Here is a 16,561-nt window from a genome sequence, read left to right on the forward strand (position 1 = left end):
TTCCGCACTCCCCAGCGGGTGCGCCACTCCGCCTCAGTGCGAGTGCAGAAACGTCCCTGGCCTCGCCCGCTCCGGAACGTCTTCGCACTCGCAACGTCATGCGCGCCGCGCAGGACCCGGTGCGGGTGCAGAAACGTCCATAGTTCCGCCTGTCACGGAACGTTTTCGCACTCCGCACCCGCAGGAGGCCGCACGAACGCCCCGGACTCACCCCGCACTCCACCCGCCCCAGTCGGGACGGTCGACGATGCAGAAGCGGTTCCCCTCGGGGTCTTGCATGATGATGTAGTCGGCGTCGTCCGGGCGGCCGTCCCAGTGCACCTCCCGTGCTCCGAGCCCGGCGAGGCGCTGCACCTCGGCAGCCTGGTCCTCCGCGTAGATGTCGAGGTGGATGCGCGGCGGCAGCACACGCTCCGAGTGGTGCGCGTCGAGCGCGATGCAGGGCGCGTCGGCGTCGCGGGGTTTGAGTATGACCCAGTCGTCCTCCGCGGGGTCCCGTTCGACGTAGTCGAGGGCGGCCTTCCAGAAGGCGGTCTGGGCCGGGAGGTCGTCCACGCGGATCACGATCGACACGATCTTCAACATGCGGCGAGGGTACGGCGAGGGAGGGTGTCCGCGGAGGGGCTTGCGCCGCCGCGGGGGATCAGCTTCCGGACCGGCCGAAGTCGCTCGTGAGCCACTCCTCGACCGACGCGAACGGGAACTCCCGCGCCGCGAACACCCCCGGCAGCGCCCGCACCTCGCGTATCCGGTCGAGCCGGAACAGCCGCCAGTCGTCGCGATCGATGTCGAAGCCGACCACGTACCACCGCCCTCCGCGGAGGACGTGGCGATGCGGCGCGATCACCCGCTCCGAAGCGCGGTCATGCTGGTCGGTGTAGCTGAATGCGATGCGCGCCCCCTGGGCGACTGCGTCCGCGAGTGTCCCGACCGCAGCCCACGCCGCGGGCGCCGGCTCTGCGCGGAGGATCTGCGTGGACAGCGCCGTCGCCGCGGCCCGTCGTCGGAGGCCCGGCGGGAGGACCTGCTCGATCTTCCCGCGGGCGACGGCGGCGGCCGGGTCTTCCGGGCTCCACGCTTCGAGGACGAGCAGCCCGGTGATGATCGCGGTGACGTCGTCGGCGTCCAGGAGCAGCGGCGGGATGCGCGTCCCCGGTCGCAGGCGATAGACGGCGCCGGGACCGGGGCGGGAGTGGACGTCGTAGCCGAGGTCGCGCAGGCGCTGCACATCGCGGCGGACCGTCCGCGGGCTCACCGTGAGACGGGCGGCGAGGTCGGGCACGCTCCACTCGCCGCCGGTCTGCAGCAGAGACAGCAGATGGAGGGTGCGGTGCGAGGGGGCGTCCACGGCTCCATCATCGCTTGAGATGCGGCCGGAATCAGGCCGTATCCGTCCGTAGCGTGGAGCGACACCGACCGAGAGGACCCTCATGCGCATCGCTGTCGCCACTCCCAACGGCCACGTCGGGCACCACCTCACGCGGATGCTGATCCGCGCCGGCGTCCGCCCCCTGCTGCTCGCCCGGAACCCGGAGGGCATCGCCGCCGACCTGCGCCCCTACGTCGACGTCGCGCGGGCCGACTCGCACGATCCCGAGGAGGTCGTCGCCGCGACGCGGAACGTCGATGCTCTGTACTGGGTGGATCCGTCGGTGTTCTCCGACGACCCGCTCGCCGACTACGCCCGTGCGACCGAGGCCCTGGTCCGGGCTGTGCGGGCGAACGGCGTCCGGCGGGTGGTGTTCCAGAGCAGCGTCGGCGCGGAGAAGCGGCACGGCGTCGGCGAGATCGACGGCCTGGCCGCCACGGAGGTCGCGCTCGACGCCCTCGACATCGACGTGACGCATCTGCGCTGCGGCTACTTCTTCACCAACCTGTTGCTCGACGTCGAGTCGCTGCGGGCAGGGACGCTCGCCACCGTGCTGCCGCTGGACTTCCGGATGCCCTGGGTGGCGCCGCGCGACATCGCGGAGGTCGCCGCCCTCACGCTGCTGAACGGGGAGTGGAGGGGGCGGCGGGTGCAGGCCGTGCATGGACCCGCGGACCTGGGCTGGAGCGAGGTCGCCGCGATCCTGACGCGCGAGCTCGCGCGAGAGGTGACCGTGCAGCGCATCGACGACGAGGAGATGCGCCAGGGGCTCCGCGCCGCCGGGATGCCGGAGGCGATGGCCGAGGCCGTGCTCGGGATGTCGACCGGGCTCCGCGACGGCTTCGTGGCCGAGCAGGCGCGGTCCGTCCTCTCGACGACGCCGACGACTCTCGAAGCGTGGGTGCGCGAGGAGCTCCTCGGGGTGGTGTGACCGGCATCCTGCCGGAACCGGTCCCGTCCGATATGGTGCGGCCATGGAGACCACATCCGAGGTGATGCACGAGACCGATGACGACGCACGGTCAGGGACCGCGCCAGAGGCGGAGCAGGCCGAGCGCGCGGAGCGGCGCCGGCTGGCCGCGAACCGGTTCGGATGGATCGTCGCGTGGGGTGTGTCCGTCGTCGCCCTGATCGTCGGCATCAGCCTCACGGGAGTCGGGACGGTCAAGCACATCGTCGAGTACAGCGACAGCTACGACGTCTTCACGCGCGAGGTCTGGCCCGCGGGTCTTGTGCTCCTGGGCGTGGGTGCACTCGGCGTCATCGCCACCGCCCTCGCCACCACGGTCCTCACGCAGAGGCGCTGACCCAGACGGAGAACGCCCCCGCCGTTCGGGTCGGCGGGGGCGTCGGTTCCGGGGAGTCGCGTTACTGCACGGACCAGCCTCCGTCGGAGGCGAGGATCGCGCCGTTGATGTTCACGGCGTCATCCGAGAGCAGGAAGGTGATCGACGCGGCCAGGTGCTCGGCGGTCGCGACGGTCGGGATGGCCTGCTGGAACGGGGCGAGGCGGCCGGAGCCGTACTCGGACATGTTCGGGGGCATCGGGATGCCGGTGGCGACGCCGCCGGGGGCGACGGAGTTCACGCGGATGCCCTTCGGCCCGTACATGAAGGCGGCGGACTTGGTGACCCCGATGATGCCGTGCTTGCTGGCCGTGTAGGCGTTGCCCGAGGCGTTGCCGCGCAGGCCCGCTTCGCTCGAGACGTTGAGGATCGCGCCGCGACCGGCGGCTTCCATCACGGGGATGACCGCACGCATGAGCTTGAACGGCGCGGTGAGGTTGATCGCGATGACGCGGTCCCACACCGCGTCCGGGGTCTCACCCGCGGGGGAGAAGTCGTCGTTGATGCCGGCGACGTTCGCGAGCCCGTCGATGCGGTCGCCCGCCGCGGCGAGGACGGCGTCGATCGCGTCCTGCTTGGTGAGGTCGCCCGCGACCGTGACGATGTCGGCATCCGCGAGTTCGGCCTTGAGGGCGTCGAGCTTCTCGGCGGCGATGTCGCTGGCGATCACGCGTCCGCCTTCCCGGGCGATGCGGGAAGCGGTGGCCTTGCCGATGCCGGAGGCGGCGCCCGTGACGATGACGGTCTTGCCCGCGAAGCGGCCCGCCGTGACCTTCTCGGTCCAGCCCTCGGAGGCGTTGTCCTCGGGGATCTCGCCGTTGTTCGCGGCGCGGACGAGGTCGTCGACGACCGACTGCGGGAGCTGGCCCTGACTCATGGCGACGAGCTGCTGCAGGGGGAGTCCGAGCACGGGGGTGAGGAGTTCGGGGTCGGCACCCGTCTGCTCGAAGAGGCCCCGGATGAGCGGGCCGCCGGTGGGGTCGTTCATCCAGTCGCCGATGGTGGAGTGTGCGGTGAGGGCCATGCTCTTTCTCCTTGCTCGGGTTTCGCAACGGTGCGTCTACTTATGTCCCAGTGTACGCCTCTGTACGCTCGAAAGGTGCCCCGTCCTCGCAGTGAAAAGGCCCGCCAGTCCGTGCTGGAGGCGATGCGTCGTGCGCTCGCCGCAGACGGGTACGAGGCCGTGACGATCGAGGGTCTCGCGGCTGAGGCGGAGGTGTCGAAGCAGACGATCTACCGGTGGTGGCCGTCGAAGGCCGCGATCCTCGGCGAGGCGCTGCTCGAAGGGGCGGTCCCTGGTTCGGATGTTGTCGTACCGATGACGGATGACCTCGGCGCGGACCTGCGTGCGTGGTTCACGGCGGTGTCCGCGGGACTGGCCCGGCCTGAGGGCGTCTCGCTGGCGCGGGCGCTCATCGAGGTGACGGCGGCCGACCCGGAGCTGGGGCTGGTGTTGAACGAGCGGCTGGCGGCGCCGATCCGGGAGTGGGTGGCTGAGCGGGTGGCGCGCGGACGGGCGGACGGAGACGTGCGGGCCGACGTGGATGCCTCCGCGGTCGCCGACGAGTTCATCGCGATCGCCTCGTACTCCGCGCTGATCGGGCAGCCGTTGAGTGCGGAGCGGGTGGAGGAGACGGTGGTGCGCTTGCTGCGGGGGATCGCGGCGCGCTGAGTGTTGCGCTGGATTGCTGTGCGGCGCGACGGTCGCGGTTCTGCATGCTGCACTCGTCGGATACCCCGAGTCGAGAATATCGCTTGTGACCTCATATGTATGGTTTCATGTGTCGCATGACACAGCGAACGCGATCCCGCGGCATCGTGTCGGGGCCGGCGGGCGTGTGGTGGCCGTGGGTGAGGAACTGCTAGAGGTGGACATCATGCTTTTTGTCGCGGTGGGCGCGGCTCTTCTCCTCTGGGGGGCGTTGGTGGGGCGGGTCGGCAGGAAGCTCGGCACTCTTCTCGCCATCGTTCCCGTTCTGGTGTGGTTCGGGGTCCTTGCGTGGTTCGGCTCGTCGGGCAACCTCGACAGCTCGGCCGGAGATGCGCTACCGGTGTACCTCGTGATCGGGCTCCTTGCCTTTACGATCGGCGTCAACCTCACCGATCGCTCCATGTCCGGTAGCGGGGCCGAGTGAGCAGAGCTGTAGACCCTTGGTCACTCTTTTCGGAGGAGGATGCTTCCGAAGCCGCGGAGCATGAGGCATGCGCCGAGCAGGCCGGTCAGAGCAGCAGGTGCGACGTTCCCAGTCGTGTGCTCCGCGTCTGAGATGTAGCCGTCAGCAATCGCCATGACGATGGCGAGGATGATGACGCCGGCACCGACGAATCCCATGCTGACCATTGCTCGTCTCGTTTGTTGCTTCACAATCGCTCCTACGGGTTGCATCCTGCGGCCAAGACGTCGCTGTAACTTGCGTCAGGTCGCCACGCGTCGAGGTTCCATGGCGCCTTGAACGAGGCGATGTCGGCGTGGCACCGAAGCTGGCTATAGAACTCGTTGCCCTCGTACGAGGGAGGGGCGCAGGTCACGTCGACGCCGAGGCGATGTCGTCCGCGTGCTGGGAGTAAGACCGTCGCTCGCGTTCCGTCGGAGCGGCACGCGCGGCAGCGCGAAACGCGGAGCTCGCTTCTTCGACGCGCTTGAGGCGCTGCAGGAGATCTCCCCGAACCGCTGAGTAGAGGTGGTGTCCTCCCAGCGAGCTTTCGAGCGCCTCCGTCAGTGCGAGGGCTTCGGCCGGTCGTCCCGCGTTCGCGACGGCGACCGCACGGTTCAGGCGGACGAACGGCGACGCATCCACCTGTTCCAGCACCCCGTAGATGTCGGCGATGCGGGCGTGGTCGATCTCGGTCCCCGGGGCGGGGCGGACGTATTCGGCCGCGACGGTGGCGCGGATGAGGTGTCGTCCGCCGTGGATGCCCGCCCGTGCCGCCTCCTCTACGGCGTTGTCGAGAAGCCGTAGCCCTTCGTCGATCTCGGAGACATCCCACAGTTCGCGATCCTGTTCATCGAACGGCACGGACAGGCCGTCGGGCGTCGTGCGTGCCGCGCGGCGGGAGTGCTGAAGGAGCAGGAGGGCGAGAAGGCCCGTGAACTCGAGTCGAGCCGGGGAGTCCGCGGGGAGCAGCTGCCGGCACAGCCGAGCAAGTCGAATGGCCTCGGCGCCGGGGTCGGGCTGGAGCGTCGGATCGGAGTAGCCGATGGTGAACAGGGCGGACAGGACCTCGCAGACGCTCGCGCTTCGACTGTCGAGCTGCGCGGCATCCGGAACGCGGTACGGGATGTTCGCGTGCGCGATCTTGGCTCGAGCCCGCACGAGTCTCTTCTCCATCGTTGCGGGTGCGACCGCGAAGATGCCGGCGAGCTGTTCGATCGACACGTTCAGGACGGTGCGGAGCGTCAGCGCCGCGCGGGCCTCCAAGGTCAGTGCGGGGTGGCAGGCGGTGAAGATCAGCTTCAGCCTCTCGTCCCCGTGCGGGAACGCGTCGTCGTGGCCGTCTGCTTCCGGGGCGATGTCGGCGCCACCGTGCGGCTCGTGCTCCAGTCGAGCCACCGCCCGACGCTCGGCGTCAGCGTGACGGACGAGGTCGATCGCGCGGCGGCGTGCGACGGTCGTGACCCAGGCGGCGGGGTTCGCCGGAACCCCGCCGCCTGGCCACCGTTCGACTGCTCGAGCCAGAGCGTCCTGCACGGCGTCTTCGGCGAGAGTCCAGTCGTGGACTGTGCCGATCACGCTCGCGACCACACGGCCGTACTCGATCGATGCCACGTGCCGCACGGCGGCCATGGCATCCGGAAGCGTGCCCGGCGGCTCCTCCGGTGTGGTCACATCGTCGACCCGAGCGGCCAGACGGGACGCACTTCCACCAGGCCGAACCGGGCCATCGGGTGTGCGGCGGCGATCTCGATCGCGGCGTCGAGGTCGTCGGCGTCGATCACGTCGAACCCGGCGATCCATTCGCGGCTCTCGGTGAACGGTCCGTCGGCCACGATCCGATCGCCGGCTCGGACGCGCACGGTCGTGGCGTCTTCGACAGGCCGCAGACGGTCACCCAAGACGTACGAGCCGCTGTCCTGCAGCGACGCCACCCAATCCCCGGCGTTGTCCTCGGCCTCGACATAGGGCTCAGCGGTCGGGTCGGTGCAGATGAAAAGTACGTAGCGCATGTGTTCTCCTCAAGGTCTTTCTACATCCAATTACTCAGACGACGGATGACCACCAGCCCGCAGGACACCGGTCCGGAAAATGGCGGATCGCGCCCAAGGCACTGAAATCCGGCTCCGGGGCGGGGCTGAACACCCTGGTTCCCTCCTCGTGATGCGTCAACGACTCCGAATGCGCTGCAGGTCCGCATCGGTGACATCCTGAAAGCCGATCGACACGGGCGCGAGGCGAGTGGTGCGTGCCTTGCCGCTGTCGTCCGTGTAGTCGATGGACGGGCTCATGATGCGGAAGTCGAAGTCTCCTTCGCACGCGAGTTCCGCTGTGACGCTGTGCGACCGGGCGTCCAATGAGACCTCGTCTGGGCGGACATCTGGTGAGCCCGGGTCGAAGCGCTGGACCGACGCCACCGCCTCAGGAACGGGGAAGTCGGCCGTTGTGCACCTCGGCATCCCGACCACATCCGCACCGGCGTCTGCGGAGGCGAAATCGTCGGCCGGCGCGCCCCTCAGTGACCAGCTGCCGACAGGCACCTGGGTGATCGTCGGAGAGCCCGCGAAGACGAGGCCGACCGTGCGGAACGACAGCCCGGCGGCGGCAACGTCGACAGTGAAGGTGACGTTCCCGAGTATGACCCCGTTGGTGCCGTCTCCACGGATGACGGTGAAGTCGCCCGGCGGGATCGACAACTCGTCCGAAAGCACGATGCCGGTGAGGTCGGTCCAGATCGCGTCGTCGGGCGCGGCCACGAAGATCAGGTTGATCGGATAGGTCGCGTTGGTCGGCTGGACGATAGTCGCGGATGTCCGTGCGAAGGAGGCGGTCGACGGTGTCGTTTCCTCGGGAGAGCAGGATGTCAGGATCGCGACGAGGCTCAGTGTGAAGATGCTCCACAGGCTGAGCGTGGCCACGAGGTTCTGACGGCGTTGCGAGACCACCGAGAACCTCAAGCGGTCGACTCCGAGCGGCTCATCAACGAAGATCCGGGCGCCCACGTCGCTCCTGCTCGACATCGTGACGAGAGTTGTGCCGAAGTTGGCGGTAGGCCGCTCTTCCTATGAAGTACATGGCGTACCCCACGCCGCCGACGACGACGAACCAGAGAAGGATGACGGTGACCGCGAAGACGTTTCCGAACATTGGGGTTCCTTCGTGCCGCAGCGCTGGCGGCGCTCGATAGGTGGAGACGGATGTGCCACTTACGCGGATCCCGGTAGATCCCTTTGTGGCTGCCCAGGCCAAGTTGGCGGTGCGGCGGCAGCGTCGCGCTCTCGTACAGCAGCCCGGCCGTGGCTCACGGCGCGGGGCCGGGCGGCGTGCCATCCTGGCGCGCGTCGTGGTATCGCTTCATCATCGCGCCGAACCACACCGCGGCGCCCGTCGCCGCAGTCGCTTCGAGCGCGGGAGCGAGCTGGGGCACGGAGTTCGCTCCCACGAGCACCGCAAGAAACCAGCCCCATACGCACAGGGTCGCGATGAGATGGCTTCGAGGGCGTGTGATCGTTGAGAACCACGTGGGCTTCATCGTCTGTTCCTCACCGGCAAGGTCCGCCGCGGTAGGTATCGACCCACCAGACGAGACCGGGGACGACATAGGGCTGGGTCGCCGTCACCTGCACACACTTCTTCGGTCGGGACTTCTCAGCGATGCCGGCGTTCCACACCAGTGATCCCGCGGCGAGGAGGCAGACGGGTGCCATGGTCCCGCACGCGAGCCCTCCGAGTGCGCCAAGGCCTTTGTCATAGAGGATGGCCGTCTCCGCTCGGTTGAATCGCATGCGGTATTGGAAGAAGTTGGGGCGGTCGAACGTCGGGTCCGCGACGATCGGATACGTATAGTTGCCGCTGCGGTGCTCGACGACCTGAACCAGCGTCGATCCGGAGGCCTTGTACCGTGTCGGCACGTCGATACCAGCCGCATCCCGTGCCCAGGGCGTCGCGACGTCGGCGACGATCCTCTCAATCGGGGTGGTCACGCCCGTGTCCGGGTCGGTGACCTCTTCCGTCGTATACGCGATCGCACTCCCGTCCTGCTGGATCTCGACCGTCACCCCTCCGCCGAAGTCGTACTCGAAGCGTTCGGTCTGCGAGGCGTCGCTGATGATCGTGCTCGCGCGAATCTTCTCCTTGCCGGCGATGACGTTGATCGATGGCGTGTTCGCGTCGCCGAGGTAGGTCACTGACCCGTCCTCTCCGCCGGTCGCGTCATCAAGGTGGCCAGCGCCGGGAAGCGACACGGACATCGTTTCCTCACCGTCGGGCAAGAGGACGGAAATCCCGTCGTCCGGTGCCGCGGCAATCGTGGCCTTTCCGCCGCCGTCGAGGGTGGCCACGATCTGCTCGGAACTCTCGGTCGTTTGGGCAGCGATGATGGGCACGGGCGCGACCTCCGTGACCAGCGCGACGATCTCCTCGGTCGCGAGGTCAGTTCCGTCCGCACCGGTATCCGCGGAGGCGGCCGGGACGGCTGCGAGGGATGATGAGCCGACGATCGCAGCGGTGAGCAGGCTGGCGAGTCTGAGGTGTTTGCGCACGTTCTCTCCGATCAGATCAATTGCCCGCCTGTGACTAATTGAAGACCTCATACGACGACGTATGCAATATATTCGAGGGACCTGCCCAGGAGCATGCGGAGCGCTAGGATCCAGGCATGGATGCGTCGCTCTTCAGCTGGACCGGGTTCGCCATCACCGCAGCGGTCGCGGTCGTGATCCTCGTGCTCGCGTTCCTGCTCGTGCGCGCGGTATCGCGAGTGATCGCGCGGCGCCGGAGCCGTGCCCGGGGGCGCGTGCCATCCGCACCTCGACGCCCGTCCGGAAGCTGAGAGCGATCCCCCTCACGCTGTCGGCCCATGTGCGGGTGCTGTCGTCGGGGCCACTGTCCGTCCGTCCGTGAACCGCGCCTGCGCACGGTCGTGGCGACGCGGTACGGGCACGAGTTCCGTCGCGGCTGCGAGGCCCATGCGCTTCGTCGAGACGTACACGCTCTCGGCGGTGTCGACGAGGAACGTCTCGTGCCACACGCCGACCGCTCCCGGAGCCTTGCGGGCGGCGCGGTTGAAGGCGGTCCAGGCCGGACGGTGCTGCTGGTCCGGGTTCGACGCATAGGCGTACAGCTTGTCGACGGACGACCAGAACTGCACGACGTAGGGCCCGCCCGACCCGAGGAGGAGCTGGTAGCCGAGCAGCCCGGAGTCGGGCTCGGTGCTGAGCTCGCGGAGCATGCGCGGCATGGCGACGAACGCGGGCAGCCACAGGTCGGGGCGCCACCACCGGTTGATCTGCATCCCGATGTGGAACACGACGAGCTCGCCCTCGTGGCGGTGGGTCATGCGGCCCGTGATGACTTTCGACATGGCGACTCCTCGATTAGATAGCAATGCTATCCATAATGGATAGCGCTACTATCGAAGTCAAGAGGTGGCCATGAGGATTTCCGAACTGTCAGCGCAGACCGGCGTGACCGTGCCGACGATCAAGTACTACCTACGCGAGGGGCTGCTGCCCGAGGGCGAGCGCACGTCCGCGACGCAGGCCGTCTACGGCGAGAAGCACGTGGAGCGGCTGCGCGTCATCCGGGCGCTGCTCGATGCAGGGGTGAGCGTCGCCGAGACGCGGCGGGTGGTCGCGGCGCTGGATGACCCGCCCGCGAACCCGCACGAGCTGCTGGGGACCGCGCACGCCGCGATCACCCCGCCAGCCGATGACTCGTTGGACCTCGCCGGCGCCGAGGCGCTCGCCGCCCGGCTCGGGTGGAAGCCGGGGATGTGCGACCCCGCGGTGCTGAACGCGGTCGCTCGAGCGTTGCAGGGGCTGGAGCGCGTCGGGTTCACAGTGCCGGAGGCGGTGATGGCGGAGTACCTAGCGAGCGCGCGGCGGATCGCGGATGCGGAGATCGCGGGGATGCCGGAGGAGTCTGCGGAGGCGGCGGTGCGGTACGTGGTGCTGGGGTCAGTGCTGGTGGAGCCGCTGTTGTTGGCGTTGCGGCGGGTGGCGCAGCAGGTGAGCTCGCGAGAGCGGTTCAGCCGGCCCGAACTCAACGGGTAAGCGCGGCGGCGAGACGCTCCCGAAGCGCCGGATCACACACGTAGACGTAGGTTCCACGCATCCCTCGAGTCAACAGCACCCCGTAGATGTTTCGAATGAACGTCAGCAGGTCATCGTCCCCAAACGTATCCTTCAGATGACCGGTGTTCTCCTTGCCCTTCTTGTCGCGATAGCTCTCCCGATCGGCGACGATCCGACCCGTCGCGGGGTCCAGGCGAAGGTCTGGCCCAATGATGACGCCGGCGTAGTTGAGGTCATACCCCTGCACGGTGTGGATCGAGCCGACCTCTTCGAGTGAGTCCTTTGAGTTGATCCAGTCTTTATCCGTGCCGTTCCACCGCAGTCGCTCGCCATCGAGTTCAATGTCGAAGGCCTCCGGGTGATTCCGCGACACCCAATCCCATGCATAGCCGGCCACAAGTCGGGAAAGTCCCACCTCAGCATCTTTCTGGCGGATGGCTTCGCGCATCTCTCCAAGGTCGTCGAAGAGGCGGAGTTCGTAGTCGCCGAGATCTGGAAGCGACGGCTGTTCGCTCCGAAGAACGGCGCGAACAAACTCCACATAATCGGCGCCAGCCTGTACCCGCATCTGGGTGGTCAGACGGAAGAACCGATGCTCGTCCTTCGCTTGAGACACCTCTGCGCTAAGCGTTGTCGGGGAAAGGTCATGGGGCCGCACGCTCTGCTCGCCGTCGACGAGCAGGAGCTGATGCTTGCTCCGGGCCTTGATCCAGTCGAGCTGGGTGTATCGAGGATCGTCGCTCCCGAACAGCGCCTCGTTGATTTCGCGGAACTTCTTGTTTTGCACGCCCGATGCTTGGTTGGCCCGCTGCCCGAGACGATGGGTCTCATCGACAAGCACGAGGTCGTATGGCTGATCCGATTCACCCAGCTGGAACGGCGACATCACCATCGAAGCGTCGAGCTTGGGCGTCCTCTTGAAGACCTTCTTCACCGACATCCGCAGAGACTGTTGAGGGATCACGAGGGCCATTCGAAGTGTCCTCAGCAGATCGCGATTCTCCGGGACGAAGAACTCCGAGAACATCGAGTCCGGCTCGATGCCGTCCTGGTCTCGGTAGTCACGGATATCGGCGAGCAGCTTCATGAGAAAGATCGCGATGATCGTCTTTCCCGTTCCGGGGTTGCCCTGCACAACGAGGGTCGATCGAGCGCCCGGGTCCTGGAGATCTTCGAGAAGCCCCTCCAGGATGTCCATGATCGCGATGCCCTGGTCCTCGGTGAGAGCTTTGAACGGCGACAGCTTGAAGAGGTCCGAGTTCTCGATCTGTGGGATGCTCCGAGAGAAAAGTCCCTCTGCTCGCAATGCCTCAAACACGTCACGGAAGGACTCGCGGTAGATATCGCGGTCGTAGTACTGCGCGTCAGTCAGGCCGTCGTTGCCATTGAGGAGGCGATAACGTCCGTCGCCCGAGAACCACCGAATGAGATGCGATTCAAGGTCGAGGCACACTGACTTGTTGAACCTGTGGTTTACGACGACGCGAATCGACTTGAGGGACTCGTTCCGTTTTGACCCAGAGAGATGTTGACGCATCCGCGTGGCCGCACTCACGGTCTCACCGACGTAGAGTCCGGGCGAACTGCGGCGGGCGTCCCCCTCGATCACGTACACCACCGGCCAGTTTGTGTGCCGGGCGTCGTCACGCGCCCACGTATCAACAGCGTCACGACGGAACGGGAGGCGCTGGATGCTGAACTCCGTCACTCCGCCGCCTCGGAGAGCTTGGTGTACTTCGTCATGCGGCCCTTGGCGAGCTCGACGGGGTACTTCGCCTTCGTAGACTCCAGCTTCTTCAGGACGATCTCATCGAGGTCGACGCCGATCTTGTTCGCGAGATGGATGCAGTACGTGATGACATCCGCGAGCTCTTCTTCGACGTGTTCTTGGTCGAAGTCAGGAGACCATTGGAAGCACTCGAGGAGCTCACCGGCCTCGATCGCGATGCTCTTGGCGAGGTTCTCTGGCGAGTGGAACTGGTCCCAGTCTCGTTCCGCGACGAAAGCACGAAGGGCGGCGAGAGTCTGCGGCGACGGCATGATGCGACGCTAGCAGGGTCGGGGTAGGAGCCCCGAGGACACCGCCTGTTTAGCTTGCTTTCGGAAGCGTAACGAGGGGGAGCAGCTTTATTGAGGTCGGATTTCTGCGTGCCGCCGGGTAGGTACACGGCGCTGGGATGGTAGCGGAAGTGCGCCGCCGAGTTGTCGCGGGTGGAGTCAAGTAAGCCCCGTCATGTTCGAAGCGCGAAGGTGCTGCGTGCGCCCGTGCCGCAGAACAGCCGAGCGTCGGCGGTCGCCACATCGCTAGAATGCGGGAGGATTCGAGGGGGAAACATGGCACGTCGTAGAGGGTTCTTCGCTGAGGTGCAGCACCAGGCAAAACTGTCAGAGCAGCGTCAGCGGGCGGCGCAACGCCAGCATGATCAAGCCGTGCGGCAGGCGACCGCTGCGCAACGCGCGGCCGAGCGGGCGCAGCTCGCTGCAGAGCGCGCTTCAGAACAAGACAGGAAGCGTCTTGAGCGAGAGGCTGCGCAGGCCTACGCAGCTGCCCGCCTGGCCGAGGCGGAAGATATGACGGCCGACCTCCACGCACGGCTGGCGGAGCTGGATGGATTGCTCGCCGCCACTCTCGCGGTCGATGACTTCGTTAACCTCGAGTCGCTGCGTGTCGTCGCGCAGCATCCGCCGTTCCATCGCCCGGAGCTCCAGTATCCTCTCCCGCCGCCGGCTCCGATTCCTGATCCTCCGCTCCCCGTAAAGCGGGAGCCCGAGGTCACCAAGGGGTTGTTTGGCCGCAAGCAAAAGCAAGAGCAGGCCGCGGCAGCCGCTGAGGCTCAGTACGCCGCCGACTACTGGGCATGGAAGGCAATCTCCGATGCGCTCCCGGCGCAGCGTGCGGCCGCACAGTCGCAGTACGAAGAGGCGGAACGAAAGCGCCAGGCGGAACTGTCGGCGGCTGTCGAGCAGTACAAGCAGGAGTCTGCCGAGCGGGAGCGCGAAGCTGCGGAGCAGAACGAAGAGCTTGATCAATTGATTGCGGGGTTGGCGTACGGAACCGTTGACGCGGTCCAGGAGTACATCTCAATCGTGCTCGCGAACTCGGTGTATCCCGAGTGGCTCACCGTCTCCCACAGCGCGAGTTTCGAGCCGAGCGACGCTGAACTCAGAATACGGGTGATCGTCCCGGGACCCGAGATCGTGCCCGGCGCGAAGCACTACAAGTACGTCAAGGCTTCGGACGAGATTGCGCCGGTCGCGGCGTCCCAAAAGGAGATGAAGGACCGATACGCGTTGTTGGTGAACAACATCGCGTTGAGATCCATCCACGAGGTTTTCGAAGCAGACCGTCGTTCGCTGATTCAATCGATCAGTCTCGAACTCGGCACGGACACGATTAGTCCGGCAACAGGGCAGCCCGTTTACGTGCCGTTCGTCGCAGTTGCGGCGAGCCGAGAAGAGTTCGAGAAGCTCGACCTGTCTGCGGTTGTTCCGCTCGCAACGCTCGAGCACCTCGGAGCCGCGGTATCGAAGAACCCGTATGGCTTGACGCCGATAACGGCCGGCGGCGTGCGGCGCGCGCGATGACTGAGCGGGGCCGAGTGTTTAATCCACCGCCGGGGTGGCCGAAGCCGCCTGCTGGATGGACTCCTCCCGCGGGGTGGACTCCTGATCCGTCTTGGCCAGAACCACCCGCGGACTGGCAGCTCTGGTTGTCGGACACTCTCGTGCCTCAGGCACCGACCGCAGCTGCGGTCCGCGCGCCCGATGTCGCTGAAGTAGAGCCCGCTCGGACTCGTGCTGAAGCGGGAGCAAGCGCCCATCGATCCATGCCAAATAGCTCCAGTCTCCCAGCGGCTCCGGCAGATACGGAGGCGGGTCGGCTTGCGTACCTTGAAGCGGAGAATGCTTCGCTTCGCGCTCAGATCAATGAATCAACAGCTCGTGAGTACGTGGAACTTGACGATGCTCGCGTTCTCCAGGACGTCGGTATCTACCGCTACCATCACCCGCTCGAGTCGGCTGCCGCCTACCAAGACGAACTTCGTGATCTCGAGCGCGTTGTGGCCGAGGTCATCAGTTCGGGGCGCGCGATTGTGCGCTCCGAACTCTTTACCTTGAATAACTCGCTCTCGCAGGGGCGCCGCATGACTGATGACCTCGCGAAGCTCATGCTTAGGGCGTATAACGCTGAGGCCGACAATGCCATCCGCACCCTACGCGCTGGCAACGTCGTGACGGCAATGAAGCGGCTGGATGCCTCTAGACGAGCTATCGCGAAACTTGGGCGACTGATGGAGATGCACATCAGTGAGGAGTTTCATGACTTACGAGTGCGAGAGATCGAGCTGACCGCCGATTGGCTGATCAAGAAGCAGCAGGAACGTGAAGCTGAGCGCGAGGAGCGCGCGCGGCTTCGCGAAGAGAAACAGGTCGAGCGCGAACTTGCTGAGGAACGGGCGCGCCTTGACAAGGAACGACTACACCTCGTCAATACGCTCGCAGCGCTGCAACAGGCCGGAGGCACTGACGAGGCCCTTGTTGAGCGCCTGGCGGCGATTGATGAAGCGATTGTTCAAAATGACTTCCGTGCGGCGAATATCCGTGCCGGCTATGTCTATGTCATTTCTAATCAAGGTGCGTTCGGCAAGAATGTCGTGAAGATCGGGCTGACTCGACGGCTCGAACCGCGCGAGCGAATCTTCGAGCTGGGCGGGGCGTCCGTCCCTTTTCGGTTCGACACGCATGCGCTGTTCTTCTCCGAAGATGCTGTCACGCTCGAGGCGGACTTGCACCGGCACTTCGCTGACCGAGCGGTTAACCGAGCGAATGCGCGCAAGGAGTTCTTTTTTGCCTCGCCATCGGAGGTGCGCGAGGTCCTGTTGAGTAAAGTCGGAAACATCCTTGAGTTTAATGAGGACGCCGAGGCCACCGAGTACCGGCAATCGGTGGGGTTATGGCCAGCAATCTGAGTTCGCCGCCTATGTAGTTTTTACACCAATGGTTCGGATCTTGACCGGGAGCGTTAGCCGCTAGACCGGGTTTTGGACCTCGGATGCCGTTGCTGAGTTTTTTAGCGCCCGCGAGAAGGCCGTCCGTCAAGAGTGCGGGCAGAGTCGTGCGTTTGATCTTCGCCATCGAATCTCCAAACGATGGTAATTGTTCGTATAGCGAGCGAATGCCGCGCCCGTGCGTAGAACTCCAGCAGCTCTCCTGCGCGGAACTTTTGGGGGAGGGCCTCGTGCACCTGCAACAGTGGCTGTGCTGCTTCCGGCTTGGCGTCTATGCGGTCGACAACGATTGTCCTTTCAGATGTGTTCCGGATGGCCCAGAGATCCCCCAACCCGAGCCTGGGTACGCCCCACGCCTTCGGTCGGTGTGCCTGGGCGACGATCTCTTGGGCGCTAGCGATGCGCTGCCATGCGGCGTTTGACTGCTCGGCGAGCGAAGCCGCGTCGACGCTGGAGCGCTTGGCTTCATCCCGCGCCCGCCTGGCGTCAATGGCCTGCCAAATAGCTACGACAGCACCCGCTATGGCAGCCACGCCCCCGATAAGGCCGATTACATCATTGATTTTCATGCCGCGAGCCTAAGCGCAATCGATCATGCCCCGATTCCGAG

Annotated in this window: 22 protein-coding genes; 8 read left to right on the forward strand and 14 right to left on the reverse strand. The window is 66.0% G+C overall.

Going from position 1 to position 16,561, the window contains the following annotated elements:
- Positions 1–207 precede the first annotated feature (207 nt).
- Together C6C15_RS01035 and C6C15_RS01040 are read right to left on the reverse strand one after the other, a co-directional pair.
- Entirely contained in the window at positions 208–585 is a 378-nt protein-coding gene (locus C6C15_RS01035; RefSeq protein ID WP_105949061.1) for a VOC family protein, read from the reverse strand.
- Between the two features lie 58 nt (positions 586–643).
- On the reverse strand, positions 644–1,348 hold the full coding sequence (locus C6C15_RS01040; RefSeq protein WP_234024198.1) for a helix-turn-helix transcriptional regulator: 705 nt from the start codon (positions 1,346–1,348) through the stop codon (positions 644–646).
- 82 nt (positions 1,349–1,430) lie between these two features.
- Here C6C15_RS01040 and C6C15_RS01045 point away from each other — a divergent pair, with 82 nt between their 5' ends.
- Both C6C15_RS01045 and C6C15_RS01050 read left to right on the forward strand, forming a co-directional pair.
- Positions 1,431–2,300 (forward strand): NAD(P)H-binding protein, encoded by an 870-nt coding sequence (locus C6C15_RS01045; protein WP_105949063.1) that lies wholly within the window; start codon positions 1,431–1,433, stop codon positions 2,298–2,300.
- Between the two features lie 43 nt (positions 2,301–2,343).
- Positions 2,344–2,676: a hypothetical protein gene (locus tag C6C15_RS01050; RefSeq protein ID WP_105949064.1), complete on the forward strand. Its 333-nt coding sequence runs from the start codon at positions 2,344–2,346 to the stop codon at positions 2,674–2,676.
- Positions 2,677–2,737: 61 nt separating this feature from the next.
- Here the strand turns inward: C6C15_RS01050 and C6C15_RS01055 are convergent, their stop codons facing one another.
- Complete coding sequence (locus tag C6C15_RS01055) at positions 2,738–3,739, reverse strand: SDR family NAD(P)-dependent oxidoreductase (RefSeq protein WP_105949065.1); 1,002 nt, start codon at positions 3,737–3,739, stop codon at positions 2,738–2,740.
- A 75-nt stretch (positions 3,740–3,814) separates the two neighbouring features.
- Between C6C15_RS01055 and C6C15_RS01060 the strand changes: the two genes are divergently transcribed.
- Both C6C15_RS01060 and C6C15_RS01065 read left to right on the forward strand, forming a co-directional pair.
- The gene (locus C6C15_RS01060; protein WP_234024199.1) at positions 3,815–4,387 is read left to right on the forward strand and encodes a TetR/AcrR family transcriptional regulator; all 573 of its coding nucleotides are present in this window, start codon (positions 3,815–3,817) and stop codon (positions 4,385–4,387) included.
- Between the two features lie 196 nt (positions 4,388–4,583).
- Complete coding sequence (locus C6C15_RS01065; RefSeq protein ID WP_105949067.1) at positions 4,584–4,850, forward strand: hypothetical protein; 267 nt, start codon at positions 4,584–4,586, stop codon at positions 4,848–4,850.
- 20 nt (positions 4,851–4,870) lie between these two features.
- Here the strand turns inward: C6C15_RS01065 and C6C15_RS01070 are convergent, their stop codons facing one another.
- From C6C15_RS01070 to C6C15_RS01100, 7 genes are all read right to left on the reverse strand, one after another.
- Positions 4,871–5,056 carry a hypothetical protein gene (locus C6C15_RS01070; protein ID WP_105949068.1) on the reverse strand — a complete coding sequence of 62 codons (186 nt, stop codon included), beginning with the start codon at positions 5,054–5,056 and terminating at the stop codon, positions 4,871–4,873.
- Between the two features lie 32 nt (positions 5,057–5,088).
- Entirely contained in the window at positions 5,089–5,244 is a 156-nt protein-coding gene (locus C6C15_RS17460) for a DUF2599 domain-containing protein (protein WP_105949069.1), read from the reverse strand.
- The gene (locus C6C15_RS01080) at positions 5,241–6,542 is read right to left on the reverse strand and encodes an RNA polymerase sigma factor (protein WP_199787678.1); all 1,302 of its coding nucleotides are present in this window, start codon (positions 6,540–6,542) and stop codon (positions 5,241–5,243) included. Before C6C15_RS01080 ends, C6C15_RS17460 begins: the two co-directional genes overlap by 4 nt.
- Positions 6,539–6,880 carry a YciI family protein gene (locus C6C15_RS01085; RefSeq protein WP_105949070.1) on the reverse strand — a complete coding sequence of 114 codons (342 nt, stop codon included), beginning with the start codon at positions 6,878–6,880 and terminating at the stop codon, positions 6,539–6,541. Before C6C15_RS01085 ends, C6C15_RS01080 begins: the two co-directional genes overlap by 4 nt.
- Positions 6,881–7,036: 156 nt before the next feature.
- Entirely contained in the window at positions 7,037–7,870 is an 834-nt protein-coding gene (locus C6C15_RS01090) for a hypothetical protein (protein ID WP_105949071.1), read from the reverse strand.
- A gap of 299 nt (positions 7,871–8,169) precedes the next feature.
- On the reverse strand, positions 8,170–8,400 hold the full coding sequence (locus C6C15_RS01095) for a hypothetical protein (protein ID WP_060921304.1): 231 nt from the start codon (positions 8,398–8,400) through the stop codon (positions 8,170–8,172).
- 10 nt (positions 8,401–8,410) lie between these two features.
- The gene (locus C6C15_RS01100) at positions 8,411–9,460 is read right to left on the reverse strand and encodes a hypothetical protein (protein WP_158698494.1); all 1,050 of its coding nucleotides are present in this window, start codon (positions 9,458–9,460) and stop codon (positions 8,411–8,413) included.
- A gap of 65 nt (positions 9,461–9,525) precedes the next feature.
- Here C6C15_RS01100 and C6C15_RS16950 point away from each other — a divergent pair, with 65 nt between their 5' ends.
- Complete coding sequence (locus C6C15_RS16950) at positions 9,526–9,699, forward strand: hypothetical protein (RefSeq protein ID WP_158698495.1); 174 nt, start codon at positions 9,526–9,528, stop codon at positions 9,697–9,699.
- A gap of 12 nt (positions 9,700–9,711) precedes the next feature.
- Here C6C15_RS16950 and C6C15_RS01105 read toward each other — a convergent pair whose 3' ends face one another.
- Positions 9,712–10,230, reverse strand: a complete 519-nt coding sequence (locus C6C15_RS01105) for a DUF4188 domain-containing protein (protein WP_105949073.1) — start codon at positions 10,228–10,230, stop codon at positions 9,712–9,714.
- Between the two features lie 70 nt (positions 10,231–10,300).
- Between C6C15_RS01105 and C6C15_RS01110 the strand changes: the two genes are divergently transcribed.
- On the forward strand, positions 10,301–10,921 hold the full coding sequence (locus C6C15_RS01110) for a MerR family transcriptional regulator (protein WP_105949074.1): 621 nt from the start codon (positions 10,301–10,303) through the stop codon (positions 10,919–10,921).
- Here C6C15_RS01110 and C6C15_RS01115 read toward each other — a convergent pair.
- Together C6C15_RS01115 and C6C15_RS01120 are read right to left on the reverse strand one after the other, a co-directional pair.
- Positions 10,911–12,650: a DUF2075 domain-containing protein gene (locus tag C6C15_RS01115; protein ID WP_105949075.1), complete on the reverse strand. Its 1,740-nt coding sequence runs from the start codon at positions 12,648–12,650 to the stop codon at positions 10,911–10,913. The two genes, C6C15_RS01110 and C6C15_RS01115, sit on opposite strands and share 11 nt — an antisense overlap.
- Complete coding sequence (locus C6C15_RS01120) at positions 12,647–12,982, reverse strand: nucleotide pyrophosphohydrolase (RefSeq protein WP_105949076.1); 336 nt, start codon at positions 12,980–12,982, stop codon at positions 12,647–12,649. Before C6C15_RS01120 ends, C6C15_RS01115 begins: the two co-directional genes overlap by 4 nt.
- Positions 12,983–13,276: 294 nt before the next feature.
- Between C6C15_RS01120 and C6C15_RS01125 the strand changes: the two genes are divergently transcribed.
- Entirely contained in the window at positions 13,277–14,527 is a 1,251-nt protein-coding gene (locus tag C6C15_RS01125; RefSeq protein ID WP_105949077.1) for a hypothetical protein, read from the forward strand.
- A gap of 365 nt (positions 14,528–14,892) precedes the next feature.
- On the forward strand, positions 14,893–15,912 hold the full coding sequence (locus C6C15_RS01130; protein ID WP_234024200.1) for a DUF4041 domain-containing protein: 1,020 nt from the start codon (positions 14,893–14,895) through the stop codon (positions 15,910–15,912).
- A 101-nt stretch (positions 15,913–16,013) separates the two neighbouring features.
- Here the strand turns inward: C6C15_RS01130 and C6C15_RS16955 are convergent, their stop codons facing one another.
- Positions 16,014–16,520 carry a hypothetical protein gene (locus C6C15_RS16955; protein ID WP_158698496.1) on the reverse strand — a complete coding sequence of 169 codons (507 nt, stop codon included), beginning with the start codon at positions 16,518–16,520 and terminating at the stop codon, positions 16,014–16,016.
- Positions 16,521–16,561: the final 41 nt, after the last annotated feature.

The sequence above is a fragment of the Microbacterium sp. str. 'China' genome, assembly GCF_002993305.1.
GTDB classification, from domain to species: Bacteria; Actinomycetota; Actinomycetes; order Actinomycetales; family Microbacteriaceae; genus Microbacterium; species Microbacterium paraoxydans.

Bases quoted from the DNA above. Each gene is read 5' to 3' on its own strand.
- C6C15_RS01120 (WP_105949076.1), bottom strand. From the start codon at position 12,982: ATGCCGTCGCCGCAGACTCTCGCCGCCCTTCGTGCTTTCGTCGCGGAA.
- C6C15_RS01125 (WP_105949077.1), top strand. From the start codon at position 13,277: ATGGCACGTCGTAGAGGGTTCTTCGCTGAGGTGCAGCACCAGGCAAAA.
- C6C15_RS16955 (WP_158698496.1), bottom strand. From the start codon at position 16,520: ATGAAAATCAATGATGTAATCGGCCTTATCGGGGGCGTGGCTGCCATA.
- C6C15_RS01045 (WP_105949063.1), top strand. From the start codon at position 1,431: ATGCGCATCGCTGTCGCCACTCCCAACGGCCACGTCGGGCACCACCTC.
- C6C15_RS01050 (WP_105949064.1), top strand. From the start codon at position 2,344: ATGGAGACCACATCCGAGGTGATGCACGAGACCGATGACGACGCACGG.
- C6C15_RS01095 (WP_060921304.1), bottom strand. From the start codon at position 8,400: ATGAAGCCCACGTGGTTCTCAACGATCACACGCCCTCGAAGCCATCTC.
- C6C15_RS01070 (WP_105949068.1), bottom strand. From the start codon at position 5,056: ATGGTCAGCATGGGATTCGTCGGTGCCGGCGTCATCATCCTCGCCATC.
- C6C15_RS01105 (WP_105949073.1), bottom strand. From the start codon at position 10,230: ATGTCGAAAGTCATCACGGGCCGCATGACCCACCGCCACGAGGGCGAG.
- C6C15_RS01055 (WP_105949065.1), bottom strand. From the start codon at position 3,739: ATGGCCCTCACCGCACACTCCACCATCGGCGACTGGATGAACGACCCC.
- C6C15_RS01085 (WP_105949070.1), bottom strand. From the start codon at position 6,880: ATGCGCTACGTACTTTTCATCTGCACCGACCCGACCGCTGAGCCCTAT.
- C6C15_RS01100 (WP_158698494.1), bottom strand. From the start codon at position 9,460: ATGAGGTCTTCAATTAGTCACAGGCGGGCAATTGATCTGATCGGAGAG.
- C6C15_RS16950 (WP_158698495.1), top strand. From the start codon at position 9,526: ATGGATGCGTCGCTCTTCAGCTGGACCGGGTTCGCCATCACCGCAGCG.
- C6C15_RS01035 (WP_105949061.1), bottom strand. From the start codon at position 585: ATGTTGAAGATCGTGTCGATCGTGATCCGCGTGGACGACCTCCCGGCC.
- C6C15_RS01110 (WP_105949074.1), top strand. From the start codon at position 10,301: ATGAGGATTTCCGAACTGTCAGCGCAGACCGGCGTGACCGTGCCGACG.